Source organism: Amycolatopsis sp. cg9 (genome assembly GCF_041346945.1).
Taxonomy (GTDB): Bacteria; Actinomycetota; Actinomycetes; order Mycobacteriales; family Pseudonocardiaceae; genus Amycolatopsis.
Genome location: NZ_CP166850.1, coordinates 2487301 through 2504654, shown reverse-complemented (window position 1 = coordinate 2504654; position 17354 = coordinate 2487301). Strand labels below are relative to the sequence as shown.

18 protein-coding genes are annotated in these 17354 nt (G+C 71.1%); 3 read left to right on the top strand and 15 right to left on the bottom strand.

What is annotated here, in order from left to right; genetic code table 11:
• Nucleotides 1-39 precede the first annotated feature (39 nt).
• Complete coding sequence (locus AB5J73_RS11760) at nucleotides 40-492, top strand: MarR family winged helix-turn-helix transcriptional regulator (RefSeq protein ID WP_370969719.1); 453 nt, start codon at nucleotides 40-42, stop codon at nucleotides 490-492.
• Here AB5J73_RS11760 and dnaB read toward each other — a convergent pair.
• The 12 genes from dnaB to AB5J73_RS11700 form a co-directional block, all read right to left on the bottom strand.
• A complete protein-coding gene (gene dnaB, locus AB5J73_RS11755) occupies nucleotides 489-1916 on the bottom strand; it encodes a replicative DNA helicase (RefSeq protein WP_370973097.1) in 1428 nt (475 codons plus the stop codon). The genes AB5J73_RS11760 and dnaB overlap by 4 nt on opposite strands.
• A 507-nt stretch (nucleotides 1917-2423) precedes the next feature.
• The gene (locus AB5J73_RS11750; RefSeq protein WP_370969718.1) at nucleotides 2424-3212 is read right to left on the bottom strand and encodes an ESX secretion-associated protein EspG; all 789 of its coding nucleotides are present in this window, start codon (nucleotides 3210-3212) and stop codon (nucleotides 2424-2426) included.
• Between the two features lie 87 nt (nucleotides 3213-3299).
• On the bottom strand, nucleotides 3300-4634 hold the full coding sequence (locus AB5J73_RS11745) for a hypothetical protein (RefSeq protein ID WP_370969717.1): 1335 nt from the start codon (nucleotides 4632-4634) through the stop codon (nucleotides 3300-3302).
• A gap of 1 nt (nucleotide 4635) precedes the next feature.
• On the bottom strand, nucleotides 4636-5232 hold the full coding sequence (locus AB5J73_RS11740; protein ID WP_370969716.1) for a DUF3558 domain-containing protein: 597 nt from the start codon (nucleotides 5230-5232) through the stop codon (nucleotides 4636-4638).
• The gene (locus AB5J73_RS11735; protein WP_370969715.1) at nucleotides 5229-5582 is read right to left on the bottom strand and encodes a hypothetical protein; all 354 of its coding nucleotides are present in this window, start codon (nucleotides 5580-5582) and stop codon (nucleotides 5229-5231) included. The genes AB5J73_RS11740 and AB5J73_RS11735 overlap by 4 nt, the downstream gene beginning before the upstream one ends.
• 126 nt (nucleotides 5583-5708) lie before the next feature.
• Nucleotides 5709-6170, bottom strand: a complete 462-nt coding sequence (gene rplI, locus AB5J73_RS11730; RefSeq protein ID WP_370969714.1) for a 50S ribosomal protein L9 — start codon at nucleotides 6168-6170, stop codon at nucleotides 5709-5711.
• A gap of 14 nt (nucleotides 6171-6184) precedes the next feature.
• Nucleotides 6185-6433, bottom strand: coding sequence for a 30S ribosomal protein S18 (gene rpsR, locus AB5J73_RS11725; RefSeq protein ID WP_003098744.1), 249 nt, complete (start codon nucleotides 6431-6433; stop codon nucleotides 6185-6187).
• Between the two features lie 41 nt (nucleotides 6434-6474).
• Nucleotides 6475-6990: a single-stranded DNA-binding protein gene (locus AB5J73_RS11720; protein ID WP_370969713.1), complete on the bottom strand. Its 516-nt coding sequence runs from the start codon at nucleotides 6988-6990 to the stop codon at nucleotides 6475-6477.
• Nucleotides 6991-7007: 17 nt separating this feature from the next.
• The gene (rpsF, locus tag AB5J73_RS11715; protein ID WP_176742059.1) at nucleotides 7008-7334 is read right to left on the bottom strand and encodes a 30S ribosomal protein S6; all 327 of its coding nucleotides are present in this window, start codon (nucleotides 7332-7334) and stop codon (nucleotides 7008-7010) included.
• 116 nt (nucleotides 7335-7450) lie between these two features.
• The gene (locus AB5J73_RS11710; protein WP_370969712.1) at nucleotides 7451-8371 is read right to left on the bottom strand and encodes a hypothetical protein; all 921 of its coding nucleotides are present in this window, start codon (nucleotides 8369-8371) and stop codon (nucleotides 7451-7453) included.
• A gap of 85 nt (nucleotides 8372-8456) precedes the next feature.
• Nucleotides 8457-9368: a hypothetical protein gene (locus AB5J73_RS11705; protein ID WP_370969711.1), complete on the bottom strand. Its 912-nt coding sequence runs from the start codon at nucleotides 9366-9368 to the stop codon at nucleotides 8457-8459.
• 124 nt (nucleotides 9369-9492) lie between these two features.
• Nucleotides 9493-10275: a hypothetical protein gene (locus AB5J73_RS11700; RefSeq protein ID WP_370969710.1), complete on the bottom strand. Its 783-nt coding sequence runs from the start codon at nucleotides 10273-10275 to the stop codon at nucleotides 9493-9495.
• Nucleotides 10276-10389: 114 nt separating this feature from the next.
• On the opposite strand from AB5J73_RS11700, the gene AB5J73_RS11695 reads away from it, so the two are divergent.
• Nucleotides 10390-11163, top strand: a complete 774-nt coding sequence (locus tag AB5J73_RS11695; RefSeq protein WP_370969709.1) for a deoxyribonuclease IV — start codon at nucleotides 10390-10392, stop codon at nucleotides 11161-11163.
• On the opposite strand, the gene AB5J73_RS11690 is transcribed toward AB5J73_RS11695, so the two are convergent.
• Both AB5J73_RS11690 and AB5J73_RS11685 read right to left on the bottom strand, forming a co-directional pair.
• On the bottom strand, nucleotides 11160-12710 hold the full coding sequence (locus AB5J73_RS11690) for a glycosyltransferase family 87 protein (RefSeq protein ID WP_370969708.1): 1551 nt from the start codon (nucleotides 12708-12710) through the stop codon (nucleotides 11160-11162). The two genes, AB5J73_RS11695 and AB5J73_RS11690, sit on opposite strands and share 4 nt — an antisense overlap.
• 48 nt (nucleotides 12711-12758) lie before the next feature.
• Complete coding sequence (locus tag AB5J73_RS11685; RefSeq protein WP_370969707.1) at nucleotides 12759-13817, bottom strand: ROK family transcriptional regulator; 1059 nt, start codon at nucleotides 13815-13817, stop codon at nucleotides 12759-12761.
• Nucleotides 13818-13872: 55 nt separating this feature from the next.
• On the opposite strand from AB5J73_RS11685, the gene AB5J73_RS11680 reads away from it, so the two are divergent.
• Nucleotides 13873-14916, top strand: a complete 1044-nt coding sequence (locus AB5J73_RS11680; RefSeq protein ID WP_370969706.1) for a Gfo/Idh/MocA family oxidoreductase — start codon at nucleotides 13873-13875, stop codon at nucleotides 14914-14916.
• Nucleotides 14917-14959: 43 nt separating this feature from the next.
• On the opposite strand, the gene AB5J73_RS11675 is transcribed toward AB5J73_RS11680, so the two are convergent.
• Nucleotides 14960-17290 (bottom strand): transglycosylase domain-containing protein, encoded by a 2331-nt coding sequence (locus AB5J73_RS11675; RefSeq protein ID WP_370969705.1) that lies wholly within the window; start codon nucleotides 17288-17290, stop codon nucleotides 14960-14962.
• Nucleotides 17291-17354: the final 64 nt, after the last annotated feature.

Here is a 17354-nt window from a genome sequence, read left to right as displayed (position 1 = left end):
TGCATGTAAAAGTACATGCAGTTCGGAGGTGGAGCAACCATGACGGACGCGGTGGCCGACGTCGAGCGCGCCATGATCGCGATCCGCCGCAGCCAGCAGCGGCGGGCACTGAGCCGGATCGGCAAGGCCAGGGGCCGCGGCGCGCACGACCCGGCGCACGAACTGCTCGACGTAGTCGAGGAGCTCGGCGACCGCGGCGAGCCCAGCACGGTGACGGCGTTGAGCGCGGCGATGGGCGTCGACCAGCCCCGCGCGAGCCGCCTGGTGGCGCGCGCGGTCGAGCAGGGACTCCTCCGCCGCGAAGCCGATCAGCGTGACGGACGGCGTGCGGTGCTCGTGCCGACCGAGGCCGGCCAGGCGCACCTCGACGAGCTGCACGCGTTCCGCCGCTCGGTGTTCGCGGAGGTCATGGCGGACTGGCCGGACGAGGACCGCGACACCTTCGGCCGCCTGCTCACCGCGTTCGTCCGCGGGTACGGCGCCCTCGGCTAGTCGTGCGAGAGGTCGACGAAGCGGCTGTAGTGCAGCTGGTGCGCGACGGTGATCGTCGCCGTCGGCCCGGCGCGGTGCTTCGCGATGATCAGGTCCGCCTCGCCGGCGCGCGGGTCGTCGCGCTCCCAGGCGTCCGGGCGGTTGACCAGGATGACGAGGTCGGCGTCCTGCTCCAGTGAGCCGGACTCACGCAGGTCGGACAGCATCGGGCGCTTGTCCGTGCGCTGCTCGGGACCACGGTTCAGCTGGCTGATCGCGATCACCGGGACCTCGATCTCCTTCGCCAGCAGCTTCATCTGCCGCGAGAACTCCGAGACCTCCTGCTGCCGCGACTCGACGCGCTTGCCGGACGTCATCAGCTGGAGGTAGTCGAGGACGACGAGCTTCAGGTCGTTGCGCTGCTTCAGCCGCCGCGCCTTGGCCCGGATCTCCATCATCGTCATGTTCGGCGAGTCGTCGACGAACAGCGGCGCCTCGGACACCTCGCTCATCCGGCGGGCCAGCCGCGTCCAGTCGTCGTCGGACATCTTGCCGCCGCGCATGTCGGCGAGGCGGATCTTCGCTTCGGCCGAGAGCATGCGCATGACGATCTCGGTCCGGCTCATTTCCAGTGAGAAGATGACGCTGGTCATGCCGTGCCGGATGGACGCCGACCGCGCGAAGTCGAGGCCCAGTGTCGACTTGCCGACACCGGGGCGGGCCGCGACGATGATCATCTGGCCGGGGTGCAGGCCGTTGGTCAGCTCGTCGAAGTCGGTGAAGCCGGTCGGGATGCCCTGGGACTGGCCGCCGCGCGACGCGATCGCGTCGATCTCGTCCATCGTCGGCTGCAGCAGCTCTTCCAGCGCGACGTAGTCCTCGCTGGTCCGGCGCTCGGTGACGTCGTAGATCGCGGCCTGCGCGCGGTCGACCACCTCGTCGATGTTCGCGCCGTCGGCCGCGGCCGCGCCGTAGCCGTACTGCACGATCCGGGTGCCCGCCTCGACCAGGCGGCGCAGCACCGCCTTCTCCGAGACGATCTCCGCGTAGTACCCGGCGTTCGCCGCCGTCGGCACCGTCGCGATCAGCGTGTGCAGGTAGGGCGCGCCACCGACGCGGCCCAGCTCCCCGCGCCGCTCCAGCTCGGCCGACACCGTGATCGGGTCGGCCGGCTCGCCGCGGCCGTAGAGGTCGAGGATGCAGTCGTAGATCGCCTGGTGCGCGGGCCGGTAGAAGTCGTCGGGGCCGAGGGCCTCGATGACGTCGGCGACCGCGTCCTTGGACAGCAGCATGCCGCCGAGCACGGACTGCTCGGCCGCGATGTCCTGCGGCGGCTGGCGGTCGAACCCGCCGCCGCCACCCCCGCCACCGCCGTCGGGCGGCGGCTCGTTCGGACCCGGGTCGGACTCCGCGTACATCGGACTGCGGTCGTCGGTCAGCGCCACCGCCCCGGACACCTCCTCATCGTGTCGAACACCCGTTCGATTATGCCGGATCTTCGCTCTCGAAGCACGCGGCTCGTCCCGTGCTTCCCCATTACCCGGACCTCGTCACCCCGATGATCGACGACAACGTCGATCGGCTGTCGCAGACACGCGGGGCGCCACGGTGAGTACAGGCTCGAGCCGGCACGCTAGATCCCCCACAAGGCCGAAGGCAATTCCGGGTGGGGACCCATCTGTGGACAACCTGTGGATGAACGGGGGTAACCAATCACAGGTGCGGCGAGAGCTGTGGACAAGTTGGGGACAAGCGTGATCGGCTTCTTCAAAACCGCAGGTCAAGGGCTGTGAACAAGCTGTGGAGAACTTGCGAAAAACTCGTGCGGCGTGTCGCGGGAAGTCCGTCCTTCGGCGTGTCGTGGACCAGCCCGAACCCATTGACCCCCACGGCCTGTGGATGAATATCACGGAGGGTAGAGCGACCACCCGGTGGGCTGAACGGCGTCGGCATCAGGCCGCGGTGAGCCGGCCCTGTGCGCTGCGTAACCGGTCAGCGAGAACGCGCTGGTCGGCCGGGGTGAAGGCGATCCGGTTCTCCCCACGCCCCGGAACCTCTTCGGTCAGCCACCGGCCTTCCGACGTATCGATGTAGTTCACCGGACGTTCGATCCGGTGCCGCGCGCCGGTCCGGCTTCGGGCCGCGACGTAGAGGCTGCCGCTGCCCATTCGGCGCAACGCGAGAATCCGGCGGAGCTCGTCGGCCTCCTGCGAACCCTCCGCCGGCCGGTCGTTGCGGAGCACCGCGAACTCGCCGTCGTCGCCCCGGGCGGTTCCCTCGATCTGGCTCTTCGGCACCGCCAGCGGTGTCCCGCGGCCGGGTGCCAGCTTGGGGATCTGGCCGAGGAAGTCGTCGAGCAGCTCGCCGGGGCGCGAGGACCCGAGCACCACGACGTCCAGCTCCTCGTGCTTGGCCAGCACGAACGCCTCGCCGCCGGCGCTGCCGCCGAGCAGCCGGTAGCTGACCGGCTTGCCCTGGAAGCCGCCGTCGATCCAGCCGTAGTACTCCAGCTGCGGCCGGGCGATCGCCTCGACCGTCGCGACGAAGCCGGGGTGCATGCCGCGCGGGCCGAACAGCCCGGCCTTGGCGAGCTCGGCGTTGACGCGCTCGTCCTCTTCGCGCTGGGCCTCGTCGCTGTACCAGGTCGGCGTCTCCGCGAGCACCGTGTGCGGCTCGCCGCCCCGGCGCCGGATCAGGTTGAGCAGGGTGCCGGTCGTGATGGTGACTTGCCTGTCCAGCACCGCTCTTCCCCCAGTCGAAAACAGTTTCTCGAACCCGCGCGAGCCGGGCGCGCCCATCTTGGCACGCGCCCCGCGCTCCCGCGTGCGCTACTCGCCGATGACCGGCGGCGCGGTGAGTTCGTCGGTCCCGAAGATGTCGTTCGGGTCGTCGCCGAGGAGGTACTTCGACGTGCGTTCCTCGTCGCCGCCGCCCTGGCCCTTGGCGCCGTGACCCATGCCGCCCATGCCACCCATCCCGGTGGCACCGCCGCGGCCCGCCGCCGCTCCGCCCGCACCGGCCGCGCCGCCACCGGCGCCCGTGCCGCCCGCTCCCGCACCCGCGCTGCCGGGCATGGCCGCGCCGGTCGAGCCACCGGGCCCGAAGCCCACGCCGCCCGGCCCGAAGCCCGCCGACGGGTCGCCGATCCCGCCCGAACCGCCGGGGCCGAAGCCCCCGGCGCCGGGGATCGAGAAGTCGCCCGCGCCGCCCGAACCGCCGGGGCCGAACCCACCGGCACCGGGGATCTTCGGCGGCGTGAAGCCGGACGAGTGGGTGCCGTCGCCGAAGTTCGGCGGGGTGTAGTTGCCGCCGGGGATCTGGGACGGGTCGAACTTGCCGCCGGGGATCTGGGAGGGATCGAACTTCGGCGGGGTGTAGTTGCCACCGGGGATCTGGGACGGGTCGAACTTGCCGCCGGGCGTGGTCGGCTGGCCGCCGAAGGACGGCACGCTGCCCGCACCCGGCATGTTCACGCCGGGCACCGAACCGGTGCCGGTGCCGGTCCCGTTGCCGTTGCCGTTGCCGTCGCCGCCCGGCTTCTTCTTGCCGTCCTTGCCGCCGTCGACGTTGACGTTCTCCTGCTGCCCCTTGAGCGCGGAGTATGCCGGCATCTTCTGGCCGTTGTCGTTGCTCGCCTTGTAGTAGGTGTTGAAGGCGTCGACGTTGGCTTGGCCCTTGGAGTTGTAGTCGCGGATCGCCCGGTCGGTGTCGGTCGTCCACGGCGTCACGGCGTTGAGCAGGTTGTTCTTCGGCGGGTCCTTCGGGACCTCCTGGACCTGCGTGTGCACGGTGGTGAAGGCGTTGTGCTGCTCGCCGAGGTACTTGTCGGACTCGGTGAGCTTGGTGCCGGAGTCCTCCATCCACACCCGCAGCGGGTGCGCGCCGGCGTTCTGCGCGGCCTCGGAGCCGCCGCCCGTCCAGGCCGCGTCCATCTCCTTGGCCAGGCCGTCGATCGTGCTGAGGCGCTCGGCGTAGGCACCATTGAGCCGGCTCGCCGCCGATTGCCCGTTCGCGATCGAGCCCGCGCCGGGACCGTGGGTGATCTTCTCCCAGATGTCGTAGCAGTCGATCTTCCGGTCGCCCTGCGTCGAGGTGTGGTCGTCGGAGTGCGTGGTCGCCATGTTGTAGGCGGCGAAGCCGCCCAGCAGCACCAGTTCCAGCATCTCAGCCTCCCAGGGTGTGGATCATCGACTCGCCGAACTTCATCGCCACCGGGCACGGGTCCGAAGCGCCGGCGCCGTTGTCGTACTGGACCAGGATGTTCACCGCCAGCTCGTCGGTCACCCCGACGAACAGGCCGCACTTGCCGTTCTTGCGGTCGTCGACCGCCGCGGCGTAGACGGCCGGGTAGCCGGCGGCCTGGGTCTCGCCCCAGTAGGCGTCGTTGGCCTTGGTGTCGTAGACGTCCTGGAGGCCGTTCTTGTTCGCCGTCACCGTGGTCACGTCGATCTGGTTGCCCGGGTCGGCCGCCTCGGTGAACGTGCAGCTCGGGCCGTTGCCCGTGGTCCGAGGCTCGCCTTCGCCGAGCGCCAGGTCGGAGCGCGCCGACGCCGACAGCGTCGCGCAGGCGTCCGACGTGATCGCACCGGTGTTCAGCGGACTCGGCACCCGCGGCGCGGTATCGGCCACGGAGCGGGTCTCGCTGCTCGATTCGGCGGTCGACGGCGCGGCGTTGGCGGTGCCCCTGGTCTTGCCGCCGCACCCGGCGACGGCGAGCACGGCGAAGGCCAGTGCCGGGACGGCGAGCAGTCGTCGGTTCACGTGGCCTGGTTCCCCGTCTTCGCCATGTCGGCCTGGGTGTCCGACTCCTTGGTGGTGATCTTCTGCTTCGCCGCGGTCAGCGCGTCGATGTAGTTCGTGACGTATTCCTGCATCTTGCGGTTCTGCTCGAGGAACGCCTTGCCGGACGGGTTCGCGAGCTTCTCCCAGTCTTCGCTGGCGAACTCCTTGCCGGGCGCCTTCACGTTCGCCATCAGGTTGGCGTCGTCGTAGTCGCGCTTCAGGTCGGCCCGCAGATCCTGCCACTTCTTGATGACGGCGTCGATCTTGTCGGCGTCGAACGTGAAGCCACCGCCACCGGCCGGTGCTGACATGTTGACTTCATTGGCCATCCGGATCCATCCCCTTCGCGTCCCCGCCCATTCTCCTCCGACGCCGCCCGCCTGTCCGGGGTTCCCCCGAAACGCGTGAAGGCGGGCCGCCCACCAGGGACGACCCGCCTTCCACGACGTACTGCCTTACTGCGCGACGGCCTTGACCTCGAGCCGCACGTCGACCTTCACGTCCGGGTGAAGCCGGGCGCCGACCGAGTGCTTGCCCACGGTCTTGATGTGGTCGCGGAGCTCGATGACGCGCTTGTCGAGCAGCGGGCCACCGGCCGCCTTGATCGCGTCGACGATCTCGGCCGCGGTGATCGAACCGAAGAGCTTCTTCGAGCCCTCGGCCGCCTTGCCGGTCAGCTGGATGGCGCCGAGGCCCTCCAGCGTCGCCTTGATCTCCTTGGCGTGGTCGAGGTCGCGGATGCGACGGCTCTCCTGCGCGCGCTGGATGGTGCGCACGTTCTTCTCCGCGCCCTTGGAGGCCACGATCGCGTAGCCCCGCGGGAGCAGGTAGTTGCGCGCGTAACCGTCCTTGACCTCGACGATGTCGCCGGGGCCGCCGAGGTTGGCCACGTCCGTGGTGAGGATGATCTTCGCCATGTCAGTGCCCTCCCTTAGCGCGCGGTCGAGGTGTAGGGCAGCAGCGCCATCTCGCGGGAGTTCTTGACCGCGATGGCGATGTCACGCTGGTGCTGGCTGCAGTTGCCGGTGACGCGACGGGCACGGATCTTGCCGCGGTCGGAGATGTACTTCCGCAGCAGGTTGGTGTCCTTGTAGTCGATCAGTTCCGGGCGGCCCTTCTTCTCGGCCTTGCAGAACACGCAGACCTTCTTCTTGGGCTTGCGGATGGGTGGCTTGGCCACTGGTTACTCCTGGAATTCAAATCTTGTGGATGTGTGCGAGATCAGAAGGGGGGCTCGTCCGAGAAGCCACCGCCGCCACCGCCGCCGGCCGGCGGGGCCGAACCCCACGGGTCGTCGGCCGGTGCGCCGCCGCCACCGCGGTTGCCGCCGCCGCCACCGCCGCCGCCGAAGTCACCACCGCCGCCGCCACCGCGGCTGACCTTGTTGACCTTGGCCGTGGCGTAGCGCAGCGAGGGGCCGATTTCGTCGACCTCGAGCTCGACGACGGTGCGCTTCTCGCCTTCCTTCGTCTCGAACGACCGCTGCTTCAGGCGGCCCTGCACGACGACGCGGGCGCCGCGGGTCAGCGACTCGGCGACGTTCTCCGCCGCCTGCCGCCAGATGTTGCAGCGCAGGAACAGCGCCTCGCCGTCCTTCCACTCGCCGGACTGCCGGTCGAGTGTGCGCGGGGTGGACGCGACGGTGAAGTTCGCGACCGCCGCACCGGACGGGGTGAAGCGCAGTTCCGGGTCGGACGTCAGGTTGCCGACCACCGTGATGACGGTGTCTCCAGCCATCGGGGTTCCCCTCGGGCTCAGGCCTTGGCGGCAGCGGGCTTGGCCGCGGCGCGCTTGACCTCGCGGCGCATGACCTTGGTGCGGAGCACGGTCTCCTGCAGCGACAGCTGGCGGTCCAGCTCCTTCACCGCGTCCGAGGACGAGTTCAGGTCGAGCAGGGCGTAGATGCCCTCCGCGTGCTTCTTGATCTCGTACGAGAGGCGACGACGGCCCCAGACGTCGACCTTCTCGACGCTTCCGCCCGAAGTGCGGATCACGTTGAGGAACGTGTCGAGGGTCGGGGCGACCGTGCGCTCGTCGAGCGTGGGGTCCAGGATGACCATTACCTCGTAATGGCGTGACACAACCACTCACCTCCTATGGGCTCGCGGCCACGGACTGTCCGTGGCAGGAGGGTTTGTCCAGGTAAGGCTACCCGGGGGTATCGGCGGGGCCGGACGGCGGGGTCGGTTGGCGCGCGTCAGCTCGCGCGGCGCAGCACCCAGGTCCGGACGAGCCCGGCGGTGACCCCGGCCAGCACGATCACCGCGAGCAGCATCGGCAGCTGCACGTCGTTCGAAGCGCTGTTGGAGGCGAGCGACTGCGCGTTCCCGGCGTCCCGGATGTCGGCGCCCTGCCCGCTCTGGTCGCCCTGCCCCGCCTGCGGCGCGGAGGCGTCACCCGGAAGGGTGCCGTTCGCCGGGTACCGCACGCCCGGGGCGACGGCCGTGCCGGCGGTCGCGGTGGGGATGCCGCTGTAGTCGCGCATCGGCGCGCTGCCACCCGTGCCACCGGCGGTGCCGGGGTTCAGGTTGGCGAGGTTGCCGGAGGTGCCGCCGGGGACGGTCCCGGTGCCGCCGCCCGGCTGGGTGCCGGTGCCGCCCGCGCCCGGCGTGGACGGCGGGGCGTAGTTCGTGGCGACGGTGGTCAGCCCGCAGTTCTTCGCGACGTTCGCGGAGACCGCGTTGAGCACCTCGGTCTTGGTGCTGTCCAGCACGCCGAGACCGTTGGAGCCCTTCAGCGCGGTGGCGACGGCGCTGCCGATCGCGGAGCCCGCGATCGTGCCGCCGGCGGAGTTCGGCACCTGGCCGACGGCGAGCGCGCCCTCGCCCGCGATGGTGTCGGCGATGGTGTTCGGCCACACCGAGAGGGCGGTCCAGAGGTGGGAGTTGACGTAGTCCTGCGCGCCCTTGCGGACGATCTCCTTCACCGATGTGCCCTGCACCGCGACCGTGTCGCCCATGCTGCCGTTCACCGCGCCCGAACAGGTGCCCGCGAGCGTCGTGGCGGCCGAGGCGGTGCCCGCGGAGAGGAACGCTCCCCCGGTCACGAAGGCGGCGACAGCGGTGACGGTCAGTGCGCGGCGGGTCGTCTGCCAGGTGGGGATCTTCCGCACGAGCACTGTCCTCCAAGGAATTACGGGGGCGTCGTTCCAGGCAACACCAGGATCAACGAAGGAGATACGTGAAAGATACTCGGCAGTCGGGTCAATTCGCAGCGGCCATTCGGCGGAGCACCCAGGTGCGGACGAGGCCCGCGCTGACTCCGGAGAGTGCCAGGACCGCGATCAGCAGCGGCAGGTTCGACCCGTTCGTGAAACCGTCCGATGCGGACGGCAACGCTTCGGCGCGGCCTGCCGTCTGGACGCCGGAACTGCCGTCCGCCGCGGTGCCGTCCGGGCCGGTGAGGCCGTACTGCGGGGCGTAACCCGGGATCTGGCTGCCGTACCGGATCGCCGGCGAAGGGGTGAACAGGCCGGCCGTCGCGAACGGGATGCCGCTGTAGTCGCGCATCGGCGCGTAACCGGTCCCGATGCTGAACGGGAAGCCGCCGAACGCCGGGCTGGCGCCGCCGCCGGAGAAGCCGGGGAGCAGCGGGCTGTTGGCTTCCGGGATGCCGCCGGAGCCCTGCGGGGTGCCGCCCTGCGGCGCGCCTCCGGTCCCGCCGGACGGCGGTTGCTGCGGGTTGCCGCCGGTGCCGGGCTGCTGGCCGGGGGCGGGCTGGCCGCCGCTCAGCGCGGACAGGCCCTGCTGGGTTCCGCTGGTCACGCCCTGGACACCCTGGTTGATCGCGCTCGCCGCGGGGGCGCCGACCACCGGCACCGGCGAGACGACGGTGTTGACCACGTTGACCGTGACCTGGCAGAGGGTGCCGAGGATCGCGTTGATGGTGCCGGTCAGGACCTTGGTGCCCTCGGTGACGACCCCCAGGTTGAGCGGGAGGCCGAGCAACGGGGTGGTGGCCTTGATCGTGTCGCCGGGCTTGGCGCTCACCGTGCTGCCGCACGCCACGGTCTTGGTCTCGGCCGACGCCGTGCCGGGCAGGCCGAGCACGGCCGAACCCGCGAGCACGAACGCCGTCGCACCGACCGCCGTTGCCCTCCGTGTCCGCTCCTGCATGCGCGCCGCCCCTGGTGTCGTGGCCTCTTTCCCAGGACAACGACGTTAGGGCAGCCGGGTAACGCCCGCGCGCTCAGAAATGTCCGGCATTCGAGTGGAAGCGGGTGTCACCCTGCGTCAGGGGTCAGGCGGGCGTGCGGCGGATCCAGGCCCGGACGAGGGCCGCGGCCACGATCGCGAGCGCCAGGACCGCGAGCAGCATCGGCAGTTTCGCCGGCGGCGTGACACCGGGCAGTGCCTCCGCCGTACCGGACTTCTGGGCGTCGACCGTGGGAACCTGCTGGCCGGGGATGATCTGGGCGACCACCGGGGCCTGCACCAGGGCGCCCGGCAGCAGCGCGGCGTTGGTGAAGATGCCCGAGATCGCGTCGCCCGGCAGGCTCGCGTTGCCCGGGCCGGTGGTCACCGGGCCGGTGCTGTCACCCGGCGGGTTCGGCCCCGGCGGCACCGGGGACGGCGGCGCGGGCTGGGGCGGGTTCGGGCCCGGCGGGAGCGGCAGCGGGGGCAGGTCCGCGCCCTGCACGACGCCGCCGACCGTGTTCACGACACCCTGCGCGGCCGGGCAGACGCCCTTGGCCGCCGCGTCGCCGACCAGCGGCAGCTCGCCGACGCCGAGCGCCTTCACGGTGTCGCCCACCGGCAGGGTGAGCAGTGGCTGTGAGCCGTCCGTGTCCCGCGCGCTCGAGTCGAGCCCGACCGTGAGCTGGTTCGGGGCGTTCAGCGGGGCGCCGGCGTCGAGGACGAGACCGGTCTTCGCGTCGCGGGCCTGGCCGTTCTGCAGCGTGGCCGCGCAGTCCCCGCCGAGGGTCGGGATGGTGTCCGCGCTCGCCACGCCCGGCATCGCCAAAGCGGCCGACGCGGCGAAGGTGAACCCCAGTGCGGTGATCCGTGCGAACTGCTTCCCCATCGATGCCCTCCGGCAGTCGGACCAATCTGGATCACGGAACGCGCTCACGGTACTCCACGAGCGTCACCAACCGGTCCCGCAGGGGAAAGGAGAACCCGGAGTAGCGTGCTCGGCATGCTGATTGGCGCCCATGTCCGTGACGACGACCCGTTGACCGCGGTCGCCGAGCGCAAAGCCGACGTCGTCCAGTTCTTCCTCTCGGACCCGCAGGGCTGGAAGGCCCCGAAGCCGCACCCCCACGGCGAGGCCATCGCGGCCGACCCCGTCGAGGTGTTCATCCACTCTCCTTACCTCATCAACGTGGCTTCGCTGAACAACCGGATCCGGATCCCATCCCGTAAGAACGTCACGCAGCACGCGGACGGTGCGGCAGCCATCGGCGCCAAGGGCCTGATCGTGCACGGCGGGCACGTCGGCGCGAACGACGACGCCGAGACCGGCCTCGACAACTGGCGCAAGCTCTTCGAGCGCGAGCAGGAGAAGGGCGGCTTCAAGGTCCCGATCCTGATCGAGAACACCGCGGGCGGCGAGAACGCGATGACCCGCGACCTCGACGTCATCGCCCGGCTGTGGGACAAGGTCGGCGAGTTCGGCGCCGGGTTCTGCCTGGACACCTGCCACGCGTTCGCCGCGGGCTGGGACCTCGAAACCGCCGTCGAGAAGGTCAAGGCCATCACCGGCCGGATCGACCTGGTGCACCTCAACAACTCGCGCGACGAGTTCGGCTCGACCCGCGACCGGCACGCCAACGTCGTCGAGGGCGAAGGCACGATCGACCCCGAGGTGCTGGCCGAGGTGGCCCGCGCCGCGGGCGCGCCGGTCGTCGTCGAGACCCCGGCCGACGGCCAGGCCGCCGACATCGCCTACCTGCGGGAAAAGCTCGGCTAGACGGCCACGGCCTTCCGGCGGCGCCGCGTGGCGTTCGGGATGATCACGTCCCGGGCGCCGTCGAGGAAGCCGCCGGCCGGGTCGTCGTCGCCCGCCAGCCGGACCAGGTCCGTCGACGGGCGGTAGATCTCACGGACGACCAGCACGCACAGCGCGACCACGGCCAGGTCGCGCACCACGACCGTGCCGAGGAACCAGCCCTCGGGCAGGCCCTTGTGGTCGATGCCGAGGTAGTAGAACATCCGCGGCACCCAGACCAGCGCGTCGATCAGCATCCAGCCGAGCAGCAGCCGCCAGCGCGGGATCGCCAGCACCGCCAGCGGCACCAGCCACAGCGAGTACTGCGGGCTCCACACCTTGTTCGTCAGCAGGAACGCGGCCACGACCAGGAACGCGAGCTGGCCGACGCGTGGCCGCCGTGGCGCGGCGAGCGCGAGGTACGCGATGCCGGCGCAGCAGGCGAGGAACAGCACCGCCACCGTGAGGTTCAGGTACGTCGGCGTCTGGTTCTTCTGCAGCACGCCGTCGAACCCGGCCCAGCCCGTCGTGTACGAGAGGACGTTGTACAGCGAGTCCGGGTCCATCGGCCGCAGCGTGTTCATCCGGAAGAACTCCCACCAGCCGCGGGTGGCGGTGAGGATGAACGGCGCGTTCACCGCCAGCCACGTCACGACGGTGGCGCCCGCGGTCTTCCAGAACGGCGTCAGCTTTCCCGCGCGCAGGCAGAGCGCGAACAGCACGCCGAGCAGGAACAGCGGGTAGAGCTTCGCCGTCGCGCCGAGGCCGAGCAGCAGCCCGGCGAGCAGCGGCCGCTTGCGCGCCCAGGCCAGCAGGCCGGTCGCGGTGAACGCGGTCGCGATCGCGTCGAAGTTGGTGAAGGCGTGCACCAGCACCAGCGGGGAGATCGCCACCAGCACCGCGTCCCACGGCCGCCGTTTCACCGTCCGGCCGGTGGCCCAGACCGTGACGAGCCAGGCCAGCGCCAGGAAGAACGCCGTGATGTCGAAGTAGATGGCCACCGGCAGCCCACCCGGCAGCCAGCCGGCTTCGGCGACGTTGTACCAACCCGCCGCGAGCTTCGCGTTCGCCCACTGGAAGAGGCCGGTGAACACCGGGTACTCCATGTACCGGGTGCCGTTCTCCGCCGTCTGCGTGTTCTCCTTCCAGGACGTGTAGTACGGGAAGGTGCCCGGCCGGTCGAGCCGCTCGGAGCTGTAGAGCGGCACGATGTCGGAATAGCACATCGCGACGAACGGGCGGCCCGCGCGCCAGTCGAGCTGGGTGGCGCCGCTCGAGTCCTGGTACTGCTGGATGCAGGAGCCCTTGCCGAACCAGCAGAGCATCAGCGCGAGCGTGGCGAGCAGCAGCCCGACGCGCTGGGGCGACCAGAACCAGTGCCTGCCGATCGCCGCGTGCTCACCGAGCGGGCCGCCGACGGGTCTGGTGACCGCCGCCGCGAGGGGCTCGTTCCAGCTCGGGACGACCCGGTCCGCCCGGGTCAGCGTCACGGGGCCGGGGTCCGGCTCGCGCGTGGTCTCCTCTGGCACGAGGCGGATCGTATCGGTGATCGCGGAGCGCGGCGGTGAAGCCGGTGATCATGCCGGATTCGCGTAGTACGAGGCCAGGACCTCGGCGGCGGCGCCGCGGGTCACCAGTTCCTCGCCGGAGGTGTCCTCGACGACCTCGATCCGCTGCCAGTGCGGCAGCGGCAGCAGCTCCTCGAGCCGGGCCGAAACGGCTTCGCGGTGCACGTCCGGTTCGTCCCGCACCGCGCGCCCGGCCAGCACGATCCGCTCCAGGTCGAGCACCTGGACGAGGTCGGCGAGCCCGATGCCGAGGTAGCCGGCGGCGGCCCGCGTGTCCGGTGCGCGCTTGGCCATGATCTCGACGCAGCCGTGCCGCCCGCAGGCGCAGCGGGGCCCGTCGTAGGCGATCGTGGTGTGCCCGAACTCACCCGCGTTGGTCCGCGGGCCGCGGTAGAGCCGCCCGTCGATCAGCAGGCCGACGCCGATGCCGGTGCCGACGAGCACCACCGCGGTCGCCGTCGGCTCGCCGTGCGGCCAGAGCCGGGCGAACGCGGCGGCGTTGGTGTTCTTGTCGAGCACCACCGGCAGGCCGGTGCGCTTCTCCAGCAGGTCGCGCAGGGGGACGTCATGCCAGCCGGGCATGTTCGTCGCGTCGCGGACCAGGCCGGCGAGGTGGTCCAGCGGGCCGACCGCGCCCAGGCCGAGGCCGAGCACGTCGAAGCCGTCGGCGAGCTCGAGCGCGGCGGCGCCGATGGCCTCGACCGCCTGCTCGGGCGTGAACCCGGGCGGCAGCGGGCCGCCCGCCGTCTCCTCGACCTCGCCGATGAGGTTGGTGCGCAGCACGCGGAACTCGTCGCGGTCGAGGCGCGCGCCGAGCGCGTGCCGGGCGCCGGGCCGGATGGTCAGCAGCGTCCGCGGCTTGCCGACGCCGGTCGACGGCTGGCGCTCTTCGTCCAGCAAGCCGGCGTCGAGGAGTTCGGGCACGATCTTGGAGACGGCCTGCTGGGTGAGACTGGTGCGCTCGGCGAGTTCGACGCGGCTGAGGCCGCCGGCGCGCAGGATGTGCGTGAGCAGCAGGGCGCGGTTGTGCTCCCGCACGCTGCGCAGGTTGACGCCGGTGTCCGCCATGGACAGGATCTTCGCACGTCTGGCGAATTACGCAACAGTGTTGTTTAATGGCGGCATGAGTGACTTGCGCGTGGGTGTTCTCGGGTACGGCATCGGCGGACGCGTCTTCCACGCCCCGCTGGTGGCGGCGACGCCCGGGCTCACCCCGGCGGTGCTCTCGACGTCGTCCAACGCCGCCCAGGCGCGCGCCGACCACCCCGGCGCGGAGGTCGTGCCGGACGCCGACGCGTTCTTCGAGCACGCCGGCGAGCTCGACCTCGTCGTGGTCAGCACGCCGAACCGCACGCACGTCCCGCTCGCGCTGCGGGCGATCGAGGCCGGCCTGCCGGTGGTCGTCGACAAGCCGTTCGCGCCGACCGCGGCCGAGGCCGAGCGGGTCGTGGCCGCGGCGAAGGCGGCGGGCGTCGGCCTGACCGTGTTCCAGAACCGGCGGCTCGACTCCGACTTCCTCACCGTCCGGAAGGTCCTCGAGTCCGGCAAGCTCGGCGAGGTCTTCCGCTTCGAGTCCCGCTACGACCGCTGGGTGCCCAAGCCCAAGGACAACTGGCGCGAGTTCGGCGACCCGGCCGAGGCCGGCGGCCTGCTCTACGACCTCGGCGCGCACATCGTCGACCAGGCGCTGCAGCTGTTCGGCCCGGTCACCCGCGTCTACGCCGAGGTCGACCGCCGCCGGGCCGGCGTCCAGGTCGACGACGACGTCTTCGTCGCGCTGCACCACGCCAACGGCGTCCGCTCGCACCTGTGGGCGTCCGCGCTCGCCGGCACGCAGAACCCGCGCTTCCGGGTGCTCGGCGACCAGGCGACGTTCACCAAGTACGGCCTCGACGTGCAGGAACCGCAGATCAAGGCGGGCATGCGCCCGGGCGACGAAGCGTGGGGCGTCGAGCCGGCGTCGGACGCGGGCAAGATCGGCGTCGGCAACGACGTCAAGACCGTCCCCACCGAGGTCGGCCGCTACGAGCTGTTCTACGCCCAGGTCCGCGACGCGCTGCGCGGCGAAGGCGAGTTCCCGGTCGACCCCGAGTCGTCGGTCGCGGCCCTGCGCGTGATCGAAGCCGCGCACCGCTCCGGCGTCGAAGGCAACACGGTCGAACTCTGACCCCCTGACCAGGCCGTGACCTCGGTGACCCCCAGCTCCGAGGTCACGGCCTCCTTCGGCCGCGCTGCTGGTCCTGCAGTTCCTGCAGCCGCTGCTGGAACTCCCGGATCCGGTCGAGCTGGTCGTTCTGCTGCCGGTTGCCGCCGTCGCCGAACTGGACCGAATCCCGCTGGTCCCGCTGCTGTTGTTGCTGTTGCGGCGGCTGGACCTGCACGCGGTCCTGCGGCGAGCTGATCGCGGCGACGCGGTCGAAGCGCTCGGCCGGCCGGTCCGCCAGGTAGAGCTGCATGAACCGGTCCCAGATCGGGCCGGCGAGCGTCGAACCGAACAGCGGGGCGCCACCCGGGCCGCGCAGCGCCTTGTCGCCGTCGCTGCCCACCCAGACCGCGGCCGACACCGAAGGCGTGTAGCCCACCATCCACGTCTGGGAGTTCGCGTTCGCCGCCGACGCGGGTTCGTCGTTCTGCGGCGTGTGCTGCTGCGTCCCCGTCTTGCCCGCGCACTCGTGACCGTTCGGGCAGGTCAGCCGGGAGAACTGGATCACCGGAGCCAAGGCCGCCGTCACGTTCCCGGCGATCTGCGCGCTCTTCTGCGAGTCGTTGTCGGCGAACGCGTCGGCCGAGCGCAGCTTCGCCTCGTACGCGGTTTCGCCGTTCGCGTTGGTCACCTTCTGCACGAAGTGCCGGTCGCGCTGGACGCCGCCCGCCGCGAAGGTCGCGTACGCCGAGGCCATGTCGGACGGCGTGACCTGCGTGCCGCCCCCGCCGATGGAGATGTTGTTGTCACCGGTGAACAGCTCGCTGCGGCCGCCGTTGTCCTTCGTCCGGATGCCCGCCTCCCGCGCGGCTTCCGCCACGCCGGCCGGCTTCGTCACGTTGAGCACCATGTCGTAGAACACCGTGTTCGTGGACCGCTGCATCGCTTCGGAGACGGTGCACGCCTGCGAGCAGCTGCTGCTGTCACCGGCGTTGCGGATCGGGAGGTCGACGCCGGGGAACGTGCGCGGGGACGTGCCGTCGAACCGCGCGTCGAGGCCGCGGCCGAGCTTGAGGAACGCCGCCAGGTCGAACGGCTTCATCGACGACCCGGGGTTGTGCGCCTCGTCGGCCCAGTCGCGCCCGGCCAGGTCTTCGCCGTTCGGGCCCTTCACGATCGCTTCGCCGCCGTAGTACGCGAGCACGCCGCCGGTCTTCGGGTCGACGGCCACCAGCGCGTTCAGGATCCGGTCGTCGGTCTGGCCGTCCATCCCTTCGGCGACGGCCTTTTCGGCGGACTGCTGCGCCTGCGGGTCGATGGTGGTGAACACCTGGAAGCCGCCCGAGTAGTACTGCTTCTCGTCGATCCCCTGCGCCGCCAGCTCGGCCTTGACCTGCTTCTTGAGGAACGGGTTGAGCGCGCCGGCCTGCTTGCTCTCGCGCAGCGGGATCGGCGTCGGGAACTTCGCGGCGGCGCGCTGGGCCGGCGTCAGGTAGCCGTTCTTGAGCATCCGGTCCAGCGCCGTGGTCCACCGGCTCGTCGCGACGGCGGTGTTCTCCGAGCGGCCCGGCTGCTGGATCAGCCCGGCGAGCAGGGCGGCCTGCGAGTAGTCGAGCTGACCGGCGTCCTTGCCGAAGTACGCCTGCGCGGCGGCTTGGATCCCGTACGAGCCGCGGCCGAAGTAGATGATGTTGAGGTAGGCGGTGATGATGTCCGCCTTCTCGTAGGTCTGGTTCATCTTGAAGGACTTCGCGAGCTCGACCCACTTGCGCGTCAACGTCGGGTCGTCGTCGCCGGAAGCGTTCTTGATGTACTGCTGCGAAATCGTCGAGCCGCCGCCGGAGCCGCCGGTGACCTGGTTGTACGCCGCGCGCAGGATGCCGCCGACGTCGAAGCCGGAGTTCGTCTCGAACGACGCGTCCTCGGTGGCGATCACGGCTTTCTTGACGACGTCCGGGATCTGGTTCGGCGCGAGGATCTGCCGGTTGCCGCCGGTGGGGACGTCCTTGCCCATCTCGGTGCCGTCGCTGAACAGGTAGGTGACGGCCTGGCCCTGCGCCTGCGCGATCGTCTCCGGCGAGGGGACGTCGACGGCCAGGTAGGTGAGCGCGAAGGCGATCCCGGGGACGACGAAGAACAGCCCCGCGGCCACGTAGGCGATCCGCCGGACCCGCCGCCACCGCCGTCGTCGCAGGTCCTGGGCGGTGAGCGGCCGCGGCCGGCGCGGCGGCCCACCGGCGCGCTGCCGGACGATCGGTACGGTCGGCGGCTCGTCCGGTTCGGTGCCGTTGTGCGCGTGGTGGGTGATCAGCTCGGGCTCGCTGCCCAGCAGCCCGGCACGCGGCACGGGCCGCCGGGCGCGACGACGTCGGGGTTCGGGCTGCCGGTCGTGGTTCACGGGCCGTCCTCCACGGTGGGCTGCGGACGCAGTCCTCTCGGGAGGCACACGTACCGCCGCCCAC

What these genes read in the sequence shown, in the direction of transcription:
- AB5J73_RS11760 (WP_370969719.1), top strand. Translation starts at nt 40, where the DNA reads ATGACGGACGCGGTGGCCGACGTCGAGCGCGCCATGATCGCGATCCGC.
- AB5J73_RS11745 (WP_370969717.1), bottom strand. Translation starts at nt 4,634, where the DNA reads ATGCTGGAACTGGTGCTGCTGGGCGGCTTCGCCGCCTACAACATGGCG.
- AB5J73_RS11735 (WP_370969715.1), bottom strand. Translation starts at nt 5,582, where the DNA reads ATGGCCAATGAAGTCAACATGTCAGCACCGGCCGGTGGCGGTGGCTTC.
- rplI (WP_370969714.1), bottom strand. Translation starts at nt 6,170, where the DNA reads ATGGCGAAGATCATCCTCACCACGGACGTGGCCAACCTCGGCGGCCCC.
- AB5J73_RS11720 (WP_370969713.1), bottom strand. Translation starts at nt 6,990, where the DNA reads ATGGCTGGAGACACCGTCATCACGGTGGTCGGCAACCTGACGTCCGAC.
- AB5J73_RS11705 (WP_370969711.1), bottom strand. Translation starts at nt 9,368, where the DNA reads ATGCAGGAGCGGACACGGAGGGCAACGGCGGTCGGTGCGACGGCGTTC.
- AB5J73_RS11700 (WP_370969710.1), bottom strand. Translation starts at nt 10,275, where the DNA reads ATGGGGAAGCAGTTCGCACGGATCACCGCACTGGGGTTCACCTTCGCC.
- AB5J73_RS11695 (WP_370969709.1), top strand. Translation starts at nt 10,390, where the DNA reads ATGCTGATTGGCGCCCATGTCCGTGACGACGACCCGTTGACCGCGGTC.
- AB5J73_RS11685 (WP_370969707.1), bottom strand. Translation starts at nt 13,817, where the DNA reads ATGGCGGACACCGGCGTCAACCTGCGCAGCGTGCGGGAGCACAACCGC.
- AB5J73_RS11680 (WP_370969706.1), top strand. Translation starts at nt 13,873, where the DNA reads ATGAGTGACTTGCGCGTGGGTGTTCTCGGGTACGGCATCGGCGGACGC.